Origin of the sequence: Streptomyces odontotermitis, from assembly GCF_050510915.1 — a bacterium.
Classification (GTDB): domain Bacteria; phylum Actinomycetota; class Actinomycetes; order Streptomycetales; family Streptomycetaceae; genus Streptomyces.
The window spans coordinates 17,907-33,352 of the sequence record NZ_JBNJLS010000009.1; the positions used below are offsets into that span (position 1 = coordinate 17,907).

Annotated in this window: 15 protein-coding genes and 1 pseudogene; 6 read left to right on the top strand and 10 right to left on the bottom strand. The window is 71.8% G+C overall.

Features of this window, described 5'->3' with window-relative positions:
- Position 1 precedes the first annotated feature (1 nt).
- The 3 genes from xdhB to ACQB60_RS24605 form a co-directional block, all read right to left on the bottom strand.
- Positions 2 to 2,392, bottom strand: a complete 2,391-nt coding sequence (xdhB, locus tag ACQB60_RS24595; protein ID WP_496928279.1) for a xanthine dehydrogenase molybdopterin binding subunit — start codon at positions 2,390 to 2,392, stop codon at positions 2 to 4.
- Entirely contained in the window at positions 2,389 to 3,882 is a 1,494-nt protein-coding gene (locus tag ACQB60_RS24600) for a xanthine dehydrogenase small subunit (RefSeq protein WP_496928280.1), read from the bottom strand. Before ACQB60_RS24600 ends, xdhB begins: the two co-directional genes overlap by 4 nt.
- Positions 3,883 to 4,560: 678 nt before the next feature.
- Positions 4,561 to 4,923, bottom strand: coding sequence for an ArsR/SmtB family transcription factor (locus ACQB60_RS24605; protein ID WP_496928281.1), 363 nt, complete (start codon positions 4,921 to 4,923; stop codon positions 4,561 to 4,563).
- A gap of 133 nt (positions 4,924 to 5,056) precedes the next feature.
- Here ACQB60_RS24605 and ACQB60_RS24610 point away from each other — a divergent pair, with 133 nt between their 5' ends.
- Both ACQB60_RS24610 and ACQB60_RS24615 read left to right on the top strand, forming a co-directional pair.
- On the top strand, positions 5,057 to 6,427 hold the full coding sequence (locus ACQB60_RS24610; RefSeq protein WP_496928282.1) for an MFS transporter: 1,371 nt from the start codon (positions 5,057 to 5,059) through the stop codon (positions 6,425 to 6,427).
- A 53-nt stretch (positions 6,428 to 6,480) separates the two neighbouring features.
- On the top strand, positions 6,481 to 7,254 hold the full coding sequence (locus tag ACQB60_RS24615; RefSeq protein WP_496928283.1) for a hypothetical protein: 774 nt from the start codon (positions 6,481 to 6,483) through the stop codon (positions 7,252 to 7,254).
- Here ACQB60_RS24615 and rpsR read toward each other — a convergent pair.
- The 4 genes from rpsR to rpmG form a co-directional block, all read right to left on the bottom strand.
- Positions 7,208 to 7,444 carry a 30S ribosomal protein S18 gene (gene rpsR, locus ACQB60_RS24620; RefSeq protein WP_496928284.1) on the bottom strand — a complete coding sequence of 79 codons (237 nt, stop codon included), beginning with the start codon at positions 7,442 to 7,444 and terminating at the stop codon, positions 7,208 to 7,210. The two genes, ACQB60_RS24615 and rpsR, sit on opposite strands and share 47 nt — an antisense overlap.
- Positions 7,445 to 7,563: 119 nt before the next feature.
- Entirely contained in the window at positions 7,564 to 8,724 is a 1,161-nt protein-coding gene (locus ACQB60_RS24625) for a CobW family GTP-binding protein (RefSeq protein WP_496928285.1), read from the bottom strand.
- Positions 8,724 to 8,999, bottom strand: a complete 276-nt coding sequence (locus ACQB60_RS24630; RefSeq protein WP_496928286.1) for a type B 50S ribosomal protein L31 — start codon at positions 8,997 to 8,999, stop codon at positions 8,724 to 8,726. Before ACQB60_RS24630 ends, ACQB60_RS24625 begins: the two co-directional genes overlap by 1 nt.
- A 45-nt stretch (positions 9,000 to 9,044) precedes the next feature.
- A complete protein-coding gene (gene rpmG / locus ACQB60_RS24635) occupies positions 9,045 to 9,209 on the bottom strand; it encodes a 50S ribosomal protein L33 (protein WP_099198435.1) in 165 nt (54 codons plus the stop codon).
- A 101-nt stretch (positions 9,210 to 9,310) separates the two neighbouring features.
- Between rpmG and rpmB the strand changes: the two genes are divergently transcribed.
- Both rpmB and rpsN read left to right on the top strand, forming a co-directional pair.
- Positions 9,311 to 9,547: a 50S ribosomal protein L28 gene (gene rpmB, locus ACQB60_RS24640; RefSeq protein WP_496928287.1), complete on the top strand. Its 237-nt coding sequence runs from the start codon at positions 9,311 to 9,313 to the stop codon at positions 9,545 to 9,547.
- Positions 9,547 to 9,852 (top strand): 30S ribosomal protein S14, encoded by a 306-nt coding sequence (gene rpsN, locus ACQB60_RS24645; RefSeq protein ID WP_496928288.1) that lies wholly within the window; start codon positions 9,547 to 9,549, stop codon positions 9,850 to 9,852. The genes rpmB and rpsN overlap by 1 nt, the downstream gene beginning before the upstream one ends.
- Before the next feature lie 251 nt (positions 9,853 to 10,103).
- On the opposite strand, the pseudogene ACQB60_RS24650 reads toward rpsN, so the two are convergent.
- Positions 10,104 to 10,277 (bottom strand): annotated as a pseudogene (locus tag ACQB60_RS24650) (UvrD-helicase domain-containing protein); the annotation flags it as partial.
- 77 nt (positions 10,278 to 10,354) lie between these two features.
- Here ACQB60_RS24650 and ACQB60_RS24655 point away from each other — a divergent pair.
- On the top strand, positions 10,355 to 11,551 hold the full coding sequence (locus ACQB60_RS24655; protein WP_496928289.1) for a MalY/PatB family protein: 1,197 nt from the start codon (positions 10,355 to 10,357) through the stop codon (positions 11,549 to 11,551).
- Between the two features lie 31 nt (positions 11,552 to 11,582).
- Here ACQB60_RS24655 and ACQB60_RS24660 read toward each other — a convergent pair whose 3' ends face one another.
- Positions 11,583 to 13,112, bottom strand: a complete 1,530-nt coding sequence (locus ACQB60_RS24660; protein WP_496928290.1) for a carotenoid oxygenase family protein — start codon at positions 13,110 to 13,112, stop codon at positions 11,583 to 11,585.
- A gap of 74 nt (positions 13,113 to 13,186) precedes the next feature.
- A complete protein-coding gene (locus ACQB60_RS24665) occupies positions 13,187 to 14,248 on the bottom strand; it encodes a DMT family transporter (protein ID WP_496928291.1) in 1,062 nt (353 codons plus the stop codon).
- Between the two features lie 168 nt (positions 14,249 to 14,416).
- Here ACQB60_RS24665 and ACQB60_RS24670 point away from each other — a divergent pair, with 168 nt between their 5' ends.
- On the top strand, positions 14,417 to 15,415 hold the full coding sequence (locus tag ACQB60_RS24670) for an XdhC family protein (RefSeq protein ID WP_496928292.1): 999 nt from the start codon (positions 14,417 to 14,419) through the stop codon (positions 15,413 to 15,415).
- Positions 15,416 to 15,446 lie beyond the last annotated feature (31 nt).

The window sequence follows — 15,446 nt, forward strand, 5'->3', positions numbered from 1 at the left end:
GTCAGGCATTGCTCAGGGCGCTTGCCGTGCTGGGGGCCTCGATGTCGCTGCCCGAGGCGTCGCCGCCGCGGGCCGCCTCGATCGCCCAGAACACCGCTTCCGGCGTCGCGGGCGAGGCGAGATCCACGCTGACCCCCGCGGGCCCGAACGCGGCGGCGGCCTGCCGCAGCGCCTCGCGCACCGAGAACGCCAGCATCAGCGGGGGCTCACCGACCGCCTTGGAGCCGTACACGGCACCCTCTTCGGTGGCGTTCTCCAGAAGGTGGACGTTGAACTCCTCGGGCATCTCCGAGAAGCTCGGCAGCTTGTACGTGCTGGCCGCCTGGGTCTGCAGCCGGCCGCGGTGCGGGCCCTCGCTGGTGTCCCAGCGCAGGTCCTCGAGCGTCAGCCAGCCCGCGCCCTGCACGAACCCGCCCTCGACCTGACCGATGTCGATCATCGGCGAGAGGCTGTCGCCGACGTCGTGGACGATGTCCACGCGCCGGATGCGGTACGCGCCGGTGAAGCCGTCCACCTCGACCTCGGTCGCGGCGGCGCCGTTCGCGAAGTACTTGAACGGCGAGCCCCGGAACGTCTTCGCGTCCCAGTGCAGCCCCTCGGTCCGGTAGTAACCGGCCGCCGAGAGCTGGACGCGCTGGAAGTACGCGGTGCGCACCAGGTCGTCCCAGGCCAGCTCCTTGTCGCTGCCGAGGGCGCGCGCGACGCCCTCGACGATCCGCACGTCCGAGGAGTTGGCGCCCAGCTGGGTGCCGGCCACCTGCAGCAGGCGCTCACGCAGCTGCTCACAGGCGTTCTTGATGGCACCGCCGTTGAGGTCCGCGCCGGAACTGGCCGCGGTGGCCGAGGTGTTGGGCACCTTGTCGGTCCGCGTCGGGGCGAGCCGCACCTTGTGCAGCGGGATGCCGAGCGTGGTCGCGGCCACCTGCATCATCTTGGTGTGCAGGCCCTGGCCCATCTCGGTGCCGCCGTGGTTGATCAGGACGGAGCCGTCCTTGTAGATCAGCACCAGGGCGCCGCCCTGGTTGAAGGCGGTGAGGTTGAACGAGATGCCGAACTTGATGCCGGTGATCGCGAGCGCCCGCTTGGTGTTCGGGTGCGCGGCGTTGAAGGCCGCGATCTCGCGCTTGCGGTCGGCGACGTGGCCGTCGTCCTGCACCTGCTGCCAGACCGTGGAGATCCGGTCGGCCTGGGTGACGGGCTGCCCGTACGGCGTGGTCTGGCCCTGGCCCGGCTGGTAGAAGTTGCGCTCGCGCAGCTCCATGGCGTCCAGGCCGAGCTTCGGGGCGACGCGGCCGAGGATGTCCTCGATCACGAGCATGCCCTGCGGTCCGCCGAAGCCCCGGAACGCCGTGTTGGACACGGTGTTGGTCTTGGCGATGCGACCGGCGACCCGCGCGTTGGGGATCCAGTACGTGTTGTCGATGTGGCACAGCGCGCGGGCGAGCACCGGCTCCGACAGGTCCAGGCTCCAGCCGCCGTCGGCGGTCAGCGTCGCGTCGAGCGCCTGGATGCGGCCCTCGGCGTCGAAGCCGATCTTCCACGTGGCGTTGAAGCCGTGGCGCTTGCCGGACATCGTCAGGTCCTGGGTCCGGTTGAGCCGGAAGCGGACCGGGCGGCCGGTGAGCTTGGCGCCGAGCGCGGCGACGGCCGCGAAGCCGTGCGGCTGCATCTCCTTGCCGCCGAAGCCGCCGCCCATGCGCAGGCACTGCACCGTGATCTCGTGGCTCGGCACACCGAGCACGTGGGAGACGATCTCCTGGGTCTCCGAGGGGTGCTGGGTGCTGCTCTGGATGAACACCTGGCCGTTCTCGTCGACCTGGGCGAGGGCCGCGTGCGTCTCCAGGTAGAAGTGCTCCTGGCCGGCGAAGGTGAACTCGCCGGAGAACACGTGCGCGGACTCGGCGAAGCCGGCGTCGATGTCGCCGGTCTCCATCACGGGCCGGGCGCCGTGGAAGCTCTCGGCCTCGATCGCCTCCTTCACCGTGACCAGGGAGGGCAGCTCCTCGAGCTCCACCTCGACGGCCTCGGCACCGAGCCGGGCCGCCTCCAGGGTCTCGCCGAGCACCCAGGCGACGGCGTGGCCGTAGAACATGACCTCGTCGGGGAAGAGCGGCTCGTCGTGCTTCATGCCCGCGTCGTTCTCGCCGGGCACGTCGGCGCCGGTCAGCACCCGGACCACACCGGGCACCGCGAGCGCCGCCTCGGTACGGAGGGCGGTGATGCGGCCGCGGGCCTTCATGACCTGGACCGGGTAGGCGTGCAGCACGTCCTTGGTGCGCTGCACCAGGTCGTCGGTGTAGAGCGCGTGGCCGGTGACGTGCAGGCCGGCGCTCTCGTGCGCCATCGAGACACCGACAACGGGCTTTTCGGGACGCTCGGACAGATGGCTCATGACGACACCGCCTCAGTGGTCTGTGCGTGCAGCTTCAGCAGGCTCTGGCCGAGCATCGCGGAGCGGTAGAGGGAGCTCGCGCGATGGTCACTCATCGGCGTGCCCTCGCCCCGCAGTACCTTGGCCGCGGCCTCAACGGTCTCCGCCGACCAGGGCTTGCCCTCCAGGGCGGCCTCGGTGGCGAGCGCGCGGATCGGGGTGGCGGCCACGCCGCCCAGACCGATGCGCGCCGTGCGGACGATCCCGCCCTCGATGTCGAGCGCGAAGGCGACGGCGACGCTGGAGATGTCGTCGAAGCGCCGCTTGGCGATCTTGTGGAAGCCGGTGACGGGCGCCAGCGGCCGCGGGATGCGCACCGCGCGGATCAGCTCGTCGGGACGGCGGACGCTCTGCCGGTAGCCGGTGAAGTAGTCGGCCAGCGGAACCACGCGCTCACCGTCGGCGTCGGCGAGCACCACCGACGCCTCCAGGGCGAGCAGGACCGGCGGGCTGTCACCGATGGGAGAACCGGTACCCAGGTTTCCGCCGAAGGTCGCGCTGTTGCGGATGAGCCGGGAGGCGAACTGCGGGAAGAGCTCGGCGAGGAGCGGAACTTCACCGTCGAGACGACGCTCGATCTCGGTGAGCGTCAGCGCGGCGCCGATCTCCAGGTAATCGTCCTCGACGCGCAGCTCCCGCATTTCGGCGAGCCGGTCGACGGCGACCACGCAATCCGCGCGCCGGGAGCGGATGTTCACCTCGACGCCGAAGTCGGTGGAACCGGCGACGACGACCGCGTCGGGCCGCTCGCGCAGGAACTGCAGCGTTTCGGCGAGGGTGTTCTTCCGGACGAATGCCTTGTCGTCCTGGGTGTATTCCGTGGCGACCGGCTCCGGCGGGGCCTGCTCGCGGCGCTGCGCCAGCGGGTCCTCGTCGGTGGGCTCGCCGACGGCGAAGGCGGCGTCCCGGATCGGGCGGTAGCCGGTGCAGCGGCACAGGTTTCCGCTCAGCGAGTGCAGGTCGAAGCCGTTCGGACCGTGCTCGGCGTCGGCCTCGTGGGCCTCGTCCGTCGCGGTCTTGGCGGCCTCATCGGCGTCGCCGTGCGCACAGCGGTCGGGCCGGTAGTACTCGGAGGCCATGCTGCAGATGAACCCGGGGGTGCAGTAGCCGCACTGCGAACCGCCGCGGACCGCCATCTCCTCCTGTACGGGGTGCAGCGTGTCCGGCGTTCCGGGGGCACCGGGGGTGGCGAGACCTTCGGAGGTGATGACCTCCTGGCCGTCGAGCGCCGCCGCCGGGACCAGACAGGCATTGACCGCCACCCAGTCCGTGGGCTTGTTCACGCCGGGCCGGGCCACGAGGACCGAACAGGCGCCGCATTCACCCTCGGCACAGCCTTCCTTGGTGCCGGTCAGACCACGCTCGCGCAGGAAATCCAGCGCCGTGGTGTGGGGGGCGGCCGGTGAAATCGGCTGCTCTTTCCCGTTGACCGTGATCCGCGCCTCTACCATGGCACATCCTCATTTCGCGCGGTCAATCTAACTATCCTAGTCGCCATTAAAGGATCTTTCTCTTTCGGTCGCGCAGCCCGAGAACCCAGAGCGCAAATCAGCACGCAGCGACGTGCCGGAGACAGTGAAGGAGATCAAGAGAATCCGGAGCCCGAAAATGGGCATGCCGGAACAAAGGGGGGCTGGTCAGCAGCCGTGCGCTACGCGACCCGGAACCCAGGCGGCCCGCTGAGCGAGGCGATGCAGGTCGGAGATGATCGACATCCGACTTCGCCTCCTTTCAATAACTCACTGGCCGGTTCGTCGAAATTACGACGCCGTGGGGCCACGGGTCAAGCGGCCGCATGGAATCCAGCGGAACCCATGGCATACCTACTAGACGCCCCAAAACGGACAGTTCGCCCCCAGAACGCACTCACCACCGCCACCCCTTGCACGCATTCATAGATCCAATGCCACTAATAGGCAATGAAATGCAGGCCCCCGCGCCCCTCCGCTTCACTTTCCAAGGATCCACACGTGACGACAGGGAGCATCGACCACAGCGGGCCGCAGATGCGAGGCAAAAGCCGATGACGGAGCAAAAGAAGCCACCTGCAAAGGGACGGCGCGTTCGTATGTGCCCGTCACAGGTGGCCGAGTGATTCTCTGGGAGATCGTCTGGGAGATCGGGCGAGATCAGTCGTGCGGCGCCTGCCCGCTCACCCGGTGATCGGCGTGACTGAGCGCCTCCATGACCAGTCGGCGCAGATGCCCGTCGCGCAGGCTGTAGTACATGTGGCGGCCCTCGCGCCGCGCCTCCACCAGACCCGCGAGCCGCAGCTTCGCCAGGTGCTGGCTGACGGCGGTACGGGACGACGTCCCGATCCGCTCGGCCAGCGAGCCGACGTCCGACTCCTCCTGCGCGAGCAGCCACAGCACATGCAGCCGCGTCGCGTCCGAGAGCAGCGCGAAGACCTCCGTCGCCTCGGCGAGACGCGCGCCGTCGGGAGCGCGCAGATGCGCATGGGGTGCAGCTGGAAGGGGGTCGCGATCGGCCATGCGCACAGCCTAGAGCGCGCCGGACCTCCGGTCGCATCTTTCATGTGCGCAGGTGCGCACATATGGAGTACGGTAGTGGCGTCGGCCGCCCCCACCGGTCGAGGAGTGCCACCTGGTCAGGAGTGATCGCCCCATGCTGTCCGTCCTGCGCAACCGCACCTACCGCAACCTGTTCGCCGCCCAGGTCGTCGCCCTGACCGGCACCGGCCTCGCGACGGTCGCGCTGAGCCTGCTCGCGTACGACATCGCGGGCGCGGGCGCGGGTGAGGTGCTCGGCACGGCGCTCGCGATCAAGATGGGCGCGTATGTGCTCATCGCCCCCGCCATCGGAGCCGTCGCCGACCGGCTGCCGCGCCGCACCCTGCTGGTGGGCGCCGACCTGATCCGGGCGGCGGTCGCCCTGTGCCTGCCCTTCGTCGGCCAGGTCTGGCAGGTGTACGTCCTGATCTTCCTGCTCCAGTCCGCGTCGGCCGCGTTCACGCCCACCTTCCAGGCGGCCATCCCCGACGTGCTGCCCGAGGAGCGCGACTACACGCAGGCCCTGTCGCTGTCCCGCCTCGCCTACGATCTGGAAAGCCTCTTCAGCCCGGCCCTCGCGGGGCTGCTGCTGACGGTGATGACGTACAACTGGCTGTTCACCGGCACCGTGGTGGGCTTCATCGGCTCGGCGGTGCTTGTGGTCTCGGTGGCGCTCCCGAAGCCCGTCGCCGCCGCCGCTCCCCGCTCGGGATCCGTCTACGCCAAGGCCACCGCGGGCAGCCGCCTCTTCTTCCGGCTGCCGCAGCTGCGCTCGCTGCTGGCGCTGAACATGGCGGTCGCCGCCGCGAGCGCCCTCGTGACCGTGAACTCCGTGGTGTACGTGCGGTCGGTGTTCGGCCTCTCGGCGGGCTCGCTGTCGCTGGCGCTCGGCGCGTACGGCGCCGGGTCGATGGCCGTGGCGCTGGCGCTGCCGCGCGTCCTGGACCGGGTGTCGGACCGGGCCGTGATGCTGCGCGGCGCGCTGCTGCTCGTGCTGGTCTTCGCCGGGGTCGGCGTCATCACCGCCTCGACGGGCGGGAGTTGGCGCTGGCCCGCGCTCCTCGCGGCGTGGGCGGTGTTCGGCGCCGCGTGCTCGATGGTGCTCACCCCGACGGGCCGGGTGATCCGGCGTTCGGCGCCGCCCCGGGAGCGCACGGCGGCGTTCGCCGCGCAGTTCTCGCTGTCGCACGCGTGCTGGCTGCTCACCTACCCCCTGGCGGGCTGGCTGGGCGGCCGGGCCGGACTGGTGTGGGCCGTGGCCGCGCTCGGGGGCATCGCGCTCGTCGCGTCGGCGGCGGCGGTGCGGCTGTGGCCCGTACGGGAAGGGACGGCAGCAGCGGTAGTAGTGGTGGCCGAGCCCGGACGCACTCACGGAACCGCCCCCGCCGCGCCCGACCACCTGCACGTGGTCAACACCGCCTCACTGCCCACGTGTTGGCAGCACGGCAACCGCCCGGTGACAAGCGGGCCGCACGCCCACTGCTGAACACCTGTGGAAAGCAGGCACAAGCGCAGCGCACTTCCCGGCACCATGCCCCCATGGACATGGCGGACGTGGGCGCCATCGCTGCCCTTCTCTCCCTGCTCTCCATTCCCGTGGCCCTCGTCGCGGCGTGGTGGAGCAAACGCGGCACCGAGCGTTCCCACGACCAGTGGTGGCGCTCTCAACTCGGCGGCGCGGCAACGGAGTTCCTCCGCGCGACGGACGCACTGACGGAGACGGTGAAGCGGCTGCCCACTCTCGCGTACGAGCTGCGCGGGCCGCTCCTCCAGGAGAGCTCCGCGGCGGTGGTGGGCGCGCATGCCCCGCTGGAGCTCATCGCCCCGGCGGACCTGCTGCCCCCGGCCGGGCAACTGCGCGACCAGTGCCGGTACTTGGAGCGTGTGGCCCTGGACCGTGCCGTGCTCCGCTGCGCGATCTCGGCCCTGGAAGGGGACGGAGCGAGCGGATGGTGCTGCTCCTGCCCGACCGAGGAGGAGCCCTGCGACGACGAGCAGCACGGCGCGGCCTGGGTCGCCTGGGAGCTCCTCACCCGATGGGCGGGCAAGGAGGCCGAGGAGCGGAGGAACGACCGGGACCTGCTGGACTTCTGCCTGCGCGAGAGCGGCACCCTGTCCGACGCGCAGATCATCCAGGTGCTCGCGCTCGCCGATCGCTGCCCCGCGGGCTGGGACCGGCTGATCGGCGGCTGGGCCCGGGACCCGCTCATGGAGCGCGTCGAATCCGCCCGGGAGGACTTCGTCACCGCCGCCCGGGCCGCGTCCCTCACCGACTGGCGTACGGCAGCAGCGCCATCTCCCGCGCGTTCTTGATGGCGACGGCCAGGTCCCGCTGCTGCTGGACCGTCACGCGGGTGACGCGGCGGCTGCGGATCTTGCCCCGGTCGGAGAGGAACTTCCGCAGCAGGTCGGTGTCCTTGTAGTCGATGTACGTGATTCCGGCGGCCTCGAGCACGCTGGGGCGGGACGCGGTGGGCTTGCGGGGGTCGTGGCGGCGGGGCACGGGGGCTTCTCCTTGGGCGATTGGGCGATTGGGCGATCGGGTGCTTGGGTGCTTGGGTGCAGGTGCTGAGGTCGTCGTTGTTGTGGTCGTTGCCGTGATGACGGTGGCCACGGGGTGGGTCAGGCCGCGTCCAGCAGGGAGTCGAAGGCGGGCGGCAGGCTCTTCCAGGCGTCGCGCCCCGATGCGTACTCCGCGTCCGTCAACAGGCAGGAGTCCAGGAGCCGTTCGAGGCCGTCCCGGTCCAGTCCGGGCGACGTGAAGACGAGGTGCTGGCAGCAGTCGCCGTGGTCGGGGTGCCAGTCGAGCGCGGCCGCCGCCCGGCGCATGGGCGGGACCAGTTCCCAGGCCGCGTCGGGCAGGGACGCCAGCCAAGGCCCGGCGTTCTCCACGCACAGGGCTCCCCCGGCCGCGTCCCAGGCCAGCAGCGTGTCGGGGCGCTCGGCCAGCCAGAAGCGGCCACGGCTGCGGGCGGCGGCGCAGCACAGATCCTCCAACGCCGCGTACAGACGCTCGGGATGGAACGGACGGCGCCGCCGCCACACGAACGTGGCGACGCCCGACTCGTCGGCGTCCTGCGGCAGGAGCGCGCACGCAGGGTGCTGCGCGGCCGCGGCCGCCTCGACGTCGAAGCCGCCGAGCGCGACCCGGGCGAGCTCGGCGGACGCGGCCGGCACCCGGCGGGCGGTGGGGTGCAGCTGGGCGAGCAGGGCGTGGTCCTCGTCGTCGGCCTCGTCGCTGTCGACTACGGCGAGGACGGGCGCGTACTCCAGCTGCCGGGCCCAGGTGTCGCCGACGGTGCGCCGGTCGGTGGGGGCCGCCGCGAGGCCGGTCTCGGCCAGGTCGTCGCCGTTGGCGAGGTACGGCAGGACGAGCGCGGGGTCCACGGCGGTGAGCACACCGGCCAGGTGCAGCCGGTCGCCGCCGTGCGCGGCGACGACCTCCGCCATGGCCTTCGGCTCGACCGAGTCCCACAGTTCGACGACGGCGAGCCGGGTCAGGCCCCCGTCCGCCATCCTCGCCAGCTCCGGTACCAGGTCCTCGCGCAGCGCGCAGCACGCACAGTCGTTGACGAGGGGCGTCTCGCCCCGGGAGAGGGTGCCGGAGGCGTCGCGGATCAGCCGGAGCACCGTACCGTCGCGGGCCTCGGTCAGGTCGTGGTGCAGGGCGACGCTGCCCGGCACGCCCCGCAGGAGGCGTTCGACGACCTCCTTGCGGGCGTCGGCGTGCAGCCCGGCGACGATGACGACGGGAAGCCTCTGCTGTGGCTGTTCGCGCGCCATCAACGAACCCCGGTTCCGGCCCCGGCTCCGCCCCCGGCCCCGTAACGACGCTCGAAGCGTTCGACGCGGCCGGCGGTGTCGAGGACCCGGGCGGTCCCCGTGTAGAAGGGGTGGCTCGCCGAGGAGGTCTCCACCTCGACGAGCGGATACGTGGCGCCGTCCTCCCACTCGACGGTCTTGTCGCTGGTCATCGTGGAGCGGGTGAGGAAGGCGACGCCGGAGGCCGTGTCGCGGAAGACGACGGGCCCGTAGGCGGGGTGGATTCCGGGCTTCATGGCAGAGCCTTTCGGTGGCGGTAGGCGGTAGGCGATGGGGACGCTTCAGCGCTCTTCGCGGAAGTCGACGTGCCGGCCGACGACGGGGTCGTACTTGCGCAGCACGAGGCGGTCGGGGTCGTTGCGGCGGTTCTTGCGCGTGACATAGGTGAACCCGGTGCCCGCCGTGGAGCGGAGCTTGATGACCGGGCGGATCTCGTTGCGTGCCATGGGGCTAGTATATGGCAACGGTTTTCATTTCCAATAGCGAGTTCCGTCGGTCCCGCCGGACCACCGGCCACCCGCCCCCCTCCAGAGAGGCAGCCCCACCCATGTCCGCCCACTGCCAGCTGACCGGCGCCCAGCCGGGATTCGGCAACGCCATCTCCCACTCCCACCGGCGCACCTCGCGCCGCTTCGACCCGAACATCCAGCGCAAGCGCTACTGGCTCCCCAGCGAGGGACGGCACGTCCGTCTGCGGCTGAGCGCCAAGGCGATCAAGACGGTGGACGCGATCGGCGTCGAGGCCGCCGTGGCCCGGATCCGCGCGCGGGGAGGGAAGGTCTGATGGCGAAGAAGAGCAAGATCGCGAAGAACGAGAAGCGCAAGGAGACCGTCGAGCTCTACGCGGCCCGGCGGGCCGAGCTCAAGGAGGTCATCCGGCGCCCGTCCGCAACTCCCGCCGAGCGGGAGGCCGCAGCCACCGAGCTGCGCCGCCAGCCGCGCGACGCCAGCGCCACGCGCGTACGCAACCGCGACAGCGTGGACGGCCGCCCGCGCGGCCACCTGCGCAGGTTCGGCCTCTCCCGGGTGCGGTTGCGGGAGCAGGCGCATGCGGGGTTCCTGCCGGGGGTGACGAAGTCGTCCTGGTAGGCGGCGACCAGGGCCTGTCCGGCGGATCGTGCCGCGGTCGCGGGCCACGGCACGCCGTTCAGGCCGCCGCGGGCGGAAGGGTCACGCTGCCCGGCCACAGCAGATCGCGAGCCCGTGTCATCGCCACGAAGAGCTGACTGCACCTCAACTCCTCGCGCCCTTGGGCCGTTTCGGGCATCCCCGCCGCGCCAGGCCCTTGGCCCTGCGGTACGTGTCGTGTTCGGCCACGGTCGGCTTCGTGACGCGGACCACCCGGCCGTCGTGTCGATGTCGGCGTCGATGGGGCGGAACCCGCCCGGGTAGACGGCCTGTTGGCCGTCGCCGACCAGTAGCTGGCCGTTGGGTGCGTCACCGACCAGGGCGTGGAGGAGCCGGACGCCGACGAGGGTGAGGTCCTGGACCTCGTCCACGACGACGGCGGCGTACCGGGGTCGCCGAGCTCAGGGAGTGGGAGCGGGAATCGGCGACCGTCCCCTCGTCCTGAACCGCCTACGCTCCCCCCATGGGTCTCTCGCCGAACCACCTCGCCGCCGCCCGGACCGCCAATCCCCTGTGCCGGCTGTCCCTGGAGCAGCTGCGCGAACGCACGAGCATGAAGTGGCGGACCTACCCGGCCGACGTGCTGCCGCTGTGGGTCGCGGAGATGGACGTGCCGGTCGCCGAGCCGGTGGCGCGGGCCATCCGGAGCGCGGTGGAGCGCGGCGACACGGGCTATCCGGCGGGCACCGCCTACGCCGAGGCCCTCGCCGCCTTCGCCGCGCGCCGCTGGGACTGGGGCGGGCTCGCCGTCGAGCGCACCGCCATCGTCCCCGACGTGATGCTCGGCATCGTCGAAATACTCAAGCTGGTCTCCGGCCCCGGCGACCCCGTCGTGGTCAACTGCCCTGTGTATCCGCCCTTTTACCAGTTCGTACGCAATGCCGGGCACCCGGTCGTGGAGGCCCGGCTGGACGAGGAGGGGCGGATCGACTTCGTCGCCCTCGAAGCGGCCTTCCGGGACGCCGTCGGAGACGGTGGGCGTCGGCCGGTGTACCTGCTGTGCAGCCCCCACAACCCCACCGGCACGGTGCACACCGCCGCCGAACTGGCCGACGTGGCACGCCTTTCGCGCCGCTACGGCGTCCGGGTCGTGGTGGACGAGATCCACGCCCCGATCATGGCCGGAGGCACGCGCTTCGTCCCGTATCTGAGCGTGCCCGGCGGCGAGAACGGCCTCTCCCTCATGTCCGCCTCCAAGGCGTGGAACCTGGCCGGGCTCAAGGCCGCCGTCGCCGTCGCGGGACCCGAGGCGGGCGACGACCTGGCCCGCCTCCCCGAGGAGGTCGGCCACGGCCCGAGCCACCTCGGCGTCATCGCCCACACGGCGGCCCTGCGAGAGGGCGGCGACTGGCTCGACGCGCTGCTGACCGGGCTCGACGAGAACCGCCGGCTGCTGGACGAGCTGCTGCACGAACACCTGCCCGCGGTGCGCCACCACCCCGGCCAGGCCACGTACTTGGCCTGGCTGGACTGCCGTGCGCTCGGCCTGGGCGACGACCCCGCGGCCGTCTTCCTGGAGCGGGGCCGGGTCGCCGTGAACGCGGGGACGAGCTTCGGCTCGGGCGGGGCGGGCTTCGTCCGGATGAACCTGGCCACGTCGCCGGAGATCCTGAGCGAGGGGGTGCGCAGGATGGCGACGGCGACGGTTCAGGACTCGTAAGGGGGCCGCTCAGCGACACCTGCCTCCGCCCCTACGCGTCCGGCACCCAACTCCCGTGGAACCCGAGCGGCACCCGGCCGGGCAGCTGGACGCGGGCCAGCGGGCGGCCCGTGAAGTCCTGCGCCGAGAGGATGACGAGGTCGGACGCGCCACGGTCGGGGTCGTTCACATAGGCCAGGACATAGCCGTCGTCCTCGTCCCGGGCGCCCCGGCGCGGCACGAACACCGGTTCACTGGCAGCCGCCCCCACAGGGAAGCGATGCACCTGCCGACGGCCTCGCAACATGTCATGTTTCACCAGGCAGTTGGTGAACTTGTCGTCCGGCGGAACACCGTCGGCCATTTCGTAGGCACGCCACATCTCGGCGGCGCTCGCCGTGTACGCGTAGCGATGGCGGCGCGAGACCAGGGACTCGTTCACGCGCGGGAACTCCTGCGGCAGATCGTCGAGCCTGGTGCCGGCGACCCGTCCGGAGCGCAGGTCGACGGTCCAGCGGTCGAGGGTGGGGGCCCCGGTCGCCGAGGGGCCGCCGTGGCCCCGGCCCGCCGCGTAGAAGGGGGCGGGCATGGAGGTGTACTCCACCACGACCGTGTCGCCCAGGTCGTAGGCGTTGAGGGTGTGCGAGTAGTAGACGGGATCGACCTCGAACCAGCGCGTCCTGCCACCACCGCTCCGGGGCAGGATGCCCACGCGCATCGGGTGCCGCTCGTTCCAGATGTACGGCACCACGGCGCCCGCCTCGGCCGCCGCCGCGTCGAACGTGATCGGCACGTCCACGATCACCACGTACTTCTCGGTGAGCGCGAAGTCGTGCATCATCGGCGCGTCCGCCACGGGAATCTTGTGGGTCCGGGCCACCCGGCCGGTCCCGTCGATCATGATGTGCCGGACGTGGTCCCAGGTCGGGTAGTACGCGACCGCGTGCAGCTCGTCCGCCACGGCGTCGTACTTGGTGTGCGCCGTGAAGGCCCCCTCCAGGGTGGAGCGGAAGTCGTACGGGCGCAGGGTGCCCAGCTCACCGTCCATCTCGTACGGGAGCGGGCCGCCCTCCTGGAGCGCGAGGATCCTCCCCCGGTACGGGATCACATGCGTGTTGCACGCGAAGTCGTCCGGCGGCGGGGGCCCCGGATAGGTCTCCCCCAGCTTCTTCGCCACCTGGGACGACCGCACCCACCGGTTCCGGTACCACTCGGCGCGACCGCCGCGCAGCCGCACGCCGTGCACCATGCCGTCGCCGAGCATCCAGTGATGGGCCCGCGGATCCTCAAGTCCCAGCGCGTTGGGGCCGGTTCGCAGATAGCGCCCGTCGAGGTCGCGCGGAACACGGCCGATGACCTTCAGATCAAAGGCGGTCAACTCCTCGGTGACCGGGGCGAAGGCGCCTTCCAGGAAGGGCAGCGACGAAGCCCGCCCACCGCCTTTCCCTGCACCCCCGTCGGCCGCGCCCTCGGCGGCCCGGGCCGCCGCCCCGTACCGCCCCGGCCCGTACGCCCCGACGACACTCCCCGCCGCCGCGAGCGCCGCCCCCTGAAGAACCCTCCGCCGCGTATGACTGCTCATGGCCCCTCCCGTTCACCTTCGGGCTCTCGCCTCTCTGCTGACAGGGAAAAGGCTGCTACGACGAGGGGCGAAGGTCAGGAGGGCTGAGGCCCGGACGGGGGTGGTGCTGATGCCACCGTCTCCGCGGCCGTGGCCTCACCCGCCTCACCAGATTCACCGGCCTCACCGACCTCGCCGACCTCGCCGGACGACGCGACCACCCGCCCCGGCCGCCCGCCCGCGAGCGCCGCCACCACGATCGCCGCCAGGGCGAGGGCGACGCCCGCGATCGTGGCCGTCGTGACGTGGGTGTCGCCGCGGGGCAGGAGGAGGTCGAGGGCCAGGGAGCCGACAAGTTGGCCGGTGATCGTGCAGAGGCCGAGGATCAGGACGCCGAGCTTCTGGACCGTCGCCACCGCGATCGTGATGAAGGAGATGCCGACCAGGCCGCCGAGGTAGAGGTAGGGCTCGGTCGGGAGGTGGGTGGGGAAGCCCGTGGCCGCCGCGTGGATCAGGAAGACCACCGTCAGCGCCGCCGTACCCGCGACGAAGTTGAAGAACGTGCCCGTGTACGCGGAGCCGGACGCGTTCCGCACATGCCCGTTGACCGCCTGCTGCCAGCTCACGCACACGCCCGCCACCAGCGGAAGCAGCAGCATCGCGTACGGGAAGCCGCCGCCCAGCTTGTCCGCCATCGACAGGCCCACCGCCGCCAGCACGAGCACCGCGCCGACGACCCTGCGCCGCGTCGGGCGCTGTGGCCCCGCCGGGCCGAGCCCCATCCGGTCGAAGAGCAGTCCCCCGGTGACCTGGCCCGCGACGATCGCCACCGTGAACAGCGCGACCCCGAGCGCCCCCACCGTCAGTCCCTGCGCCAACAGGAACGCCGCGCCGCCGAAACCGCCGAGCACCTGCCACCACTTGAGCCGACCGCCGCGTACGTCCTTGAGTACGGTGCCGACCCCCTGGCGCGGCTTCCGCAGCACCGCGAGGCCGAGGGTGAGGACCACGAGGCCGGAGCCGAACGAGAGCACCGCGGCCGTGAAGCCGTCGCCGCCGAGTCCGGCCGCGAGCTCGCCGGTGATGCGGGCCTGCAGGGAGATCAGGGTGCCGGAGAAGACGGCGAGGAGCAGCCAGGGAGCTGCGGCGGCGCGCATGGGCGGACAACCTCTGTGAGTGGTGGGGACTGCGGACTACCTGCCCTTTGTAACCGATCACGTCCTCTTCCAGTAAGGGCGGTCGGATCGCGAGACGCCGCTATGGTCGGTTTCTGGACGGGGCGCTGGGGTGCCCCGCCGCCGATCGGATCGGGGAGGATCTCGGACATGCGTGAGCTGGCGGAGACCGCACGGAAGTGGATCAGCGAGGGCCGGTCGGCCGTGCTGGCCCGGCCGGTCAGCGAGCAGGGGTTCGGGCCCCGGCACCCGGCGGACGCCCTCCTCATCGGTGCCGACGGGACGTGTGTCGGCACCCTGTATCTGGGCGCCTTCGATGCGCAGCTGGCCGGTGAGGCCGCCGCCCTCGCTCCCGGGCACACGGCTCGCGTGTGCGACGTGTCCCTGCACGGCGAGGCGGCCGAGGGCGCCGGGATGACCTGCGGCGGGCAGGCGCAGGTGCTGCTCCAGTCGCTCGACACCGTGCCCGCCCGCTGGTGGGACCTGCTGGCCGAGGGCTCATCGGCCGCTCTCGTCACCCGCCTCGACGCGGGGCGGAGCGAGGCGGCCAGCTCCGTCGTCACGCTGGCCCCGGACGGGCCGGAGGGCGGCTCGGAGGATGATGGCGGCCCGTCCGTCCAAGCAGTCGAGCAGGCACGGCAGTTGCTCGCCCGGCACCGGGCCGGGCGCGAGACCGGCCCTGCCCAGGGCGAGGGCCCCGCCCCGGGCGAGGGGCTCGTCCTGGTCGAGAGCTGCCCCGCCGTCCCCCACCTCGTCATCGTCGGCGGCGGCGAACTCGCCGAGCTGCTGCGCGTCCAGGCCGGGATCCTCGGCTGGCAGGCCGACGTCGTCCTCCGCGACGAGGACACCCAGCGGATGCTCACCGAAAGGCCCCGCAGCGCCTGTCTGATCGTGCTCAGCCATGAGCAGGACCTCGACGTCCCGGCCCTGCGCACCGCCCTCACCCAGGGCGCCCCCTACGTCGGCGCGCTCGGCTCCCGCCGCACCCAGGCCCGGCGCGGCGGCGACCTCCTCAAGTCGGGCCTCACCGAAGAGCAGTTGAGCCCCATCCACGGGCCGATCGGCCTCGACATCGGCGCCCGCACCCCGGCGGAGACCGCCCTCACCATCTGCGCCGAGGTGCTCGCGGCCCTCGACACCCGGAAGTAACCCCAAGCCCAGGAGCGAGCCCAAGCCCCTA

What these genes read in the sequence shown, in the direction of transcription:
- xdhB (WP_496928279.1), bottom strand. Translation starts at nt 2,392, where the DNA reads ATGAGCCATCTGTCCGAGCGTCCCGAAAAGCCCGTTGTCGGTGTCTCG.
- ACQB60_RS24600 (WP_496928280.1), bottom strand. Translation starts at nt 3,882, where the DNA reads ATGGTAGAGGCGCGGATCACGGTCAACGGGAAAGAGCAGCCGATTTCA.
- ACQB60_RS24605 (WP_496928281.1), bottom strand. Translation starts at nt 4,923, where the DNA reads ATGGCCGATCGCGACCCCCTTCCAGCTGCACCCCATGCGCATCTGCGC.
- ACQB60_RS24610 (WP_496928282.1), top strand. Translation starts at nt 5,057, where the DNA reads ATGCTGTCCGTCCTGCGCAACCGCACCTACCGCAACCTGTTCGCCGCC.
- ACQB60_RS24615 (WP_496928283.1), top strand. Translation starts at nt 6,481, where the DNA reads ATGGACATGGCGGACGTGGGCGCCATCGCTGCCCTTCTCTCCCTGCTC.
- ACQB60_RS24625 (WP_496928285.1), bottom strand. Translation starts at nt 8,724, where the DNA reads ATGGCGCGCGAACAGCCACAGCAGAGGCTTCCCGTCGTCATCGTCGCC.
- ACQB60_RS24630 (WP_496928286.1), bottom strand. Translation starts at nt 8,999, where the DNA reads ATGAAGCCCGGAATCCACCCCGCCTACGGGCCCGTCGTCTTCCGCGAC.
- rpmG (WP_099198435.1), bottom strand. Translation starts at nt 9,209, where the DNA reads ATGGCACGCAACGAGATCCGCCCGGTCATCAAGCTCCGCTCCACGGCG.
- rpmB (WP_496928287.1), top strand. Translation starts at nt 9,311, where the DNA reads ATGTCCGCCCACTGCCAGCTGACCGGCGCCCAGCCGGGATTCGGCAAC.
- rpsN (WP_496928288.1), top strand. Translation starts at nt 9,547, where the DNA reads ATGGCGAAGAAGAGCAAGATCGCGAAGAACGAGAAGCGCAAGGAGACC.
- ACQB60_RS24655 (WP_496928289.1), top strand. Translation starts at nt 10,355, where the DNA reads ATGGGTCTCTCGCCGAACCACCTCGCCGCCGCCCGGACCGCCAATCCC.
- ACQB60_RS24660 (WP_496928290.1), bottom strand. Translation starts at nt 13,112, where the DNA reads ATGAGCAGTCATACGCGGCGGAGGGTTCTTCAGGGGGCGGCGCTCGCG.
- ACQB60_RS24665 (WP_496928291.1), bottom strand. Translation starts at nt 14,248, where the DNA reads ATGCGCGCCGCCGCAGCTCCCTGGCTGCTCCTCGCCGTCTTCTCCGGC.
- ACQB60_RS24670 (WP_496928292.1), top strand. Translation starts at nt 14,417, where the DNA reads ATGCGTGAGCTGGCGGAGACCGCACGGAAGTGGATCAGCGAGGGCCGG.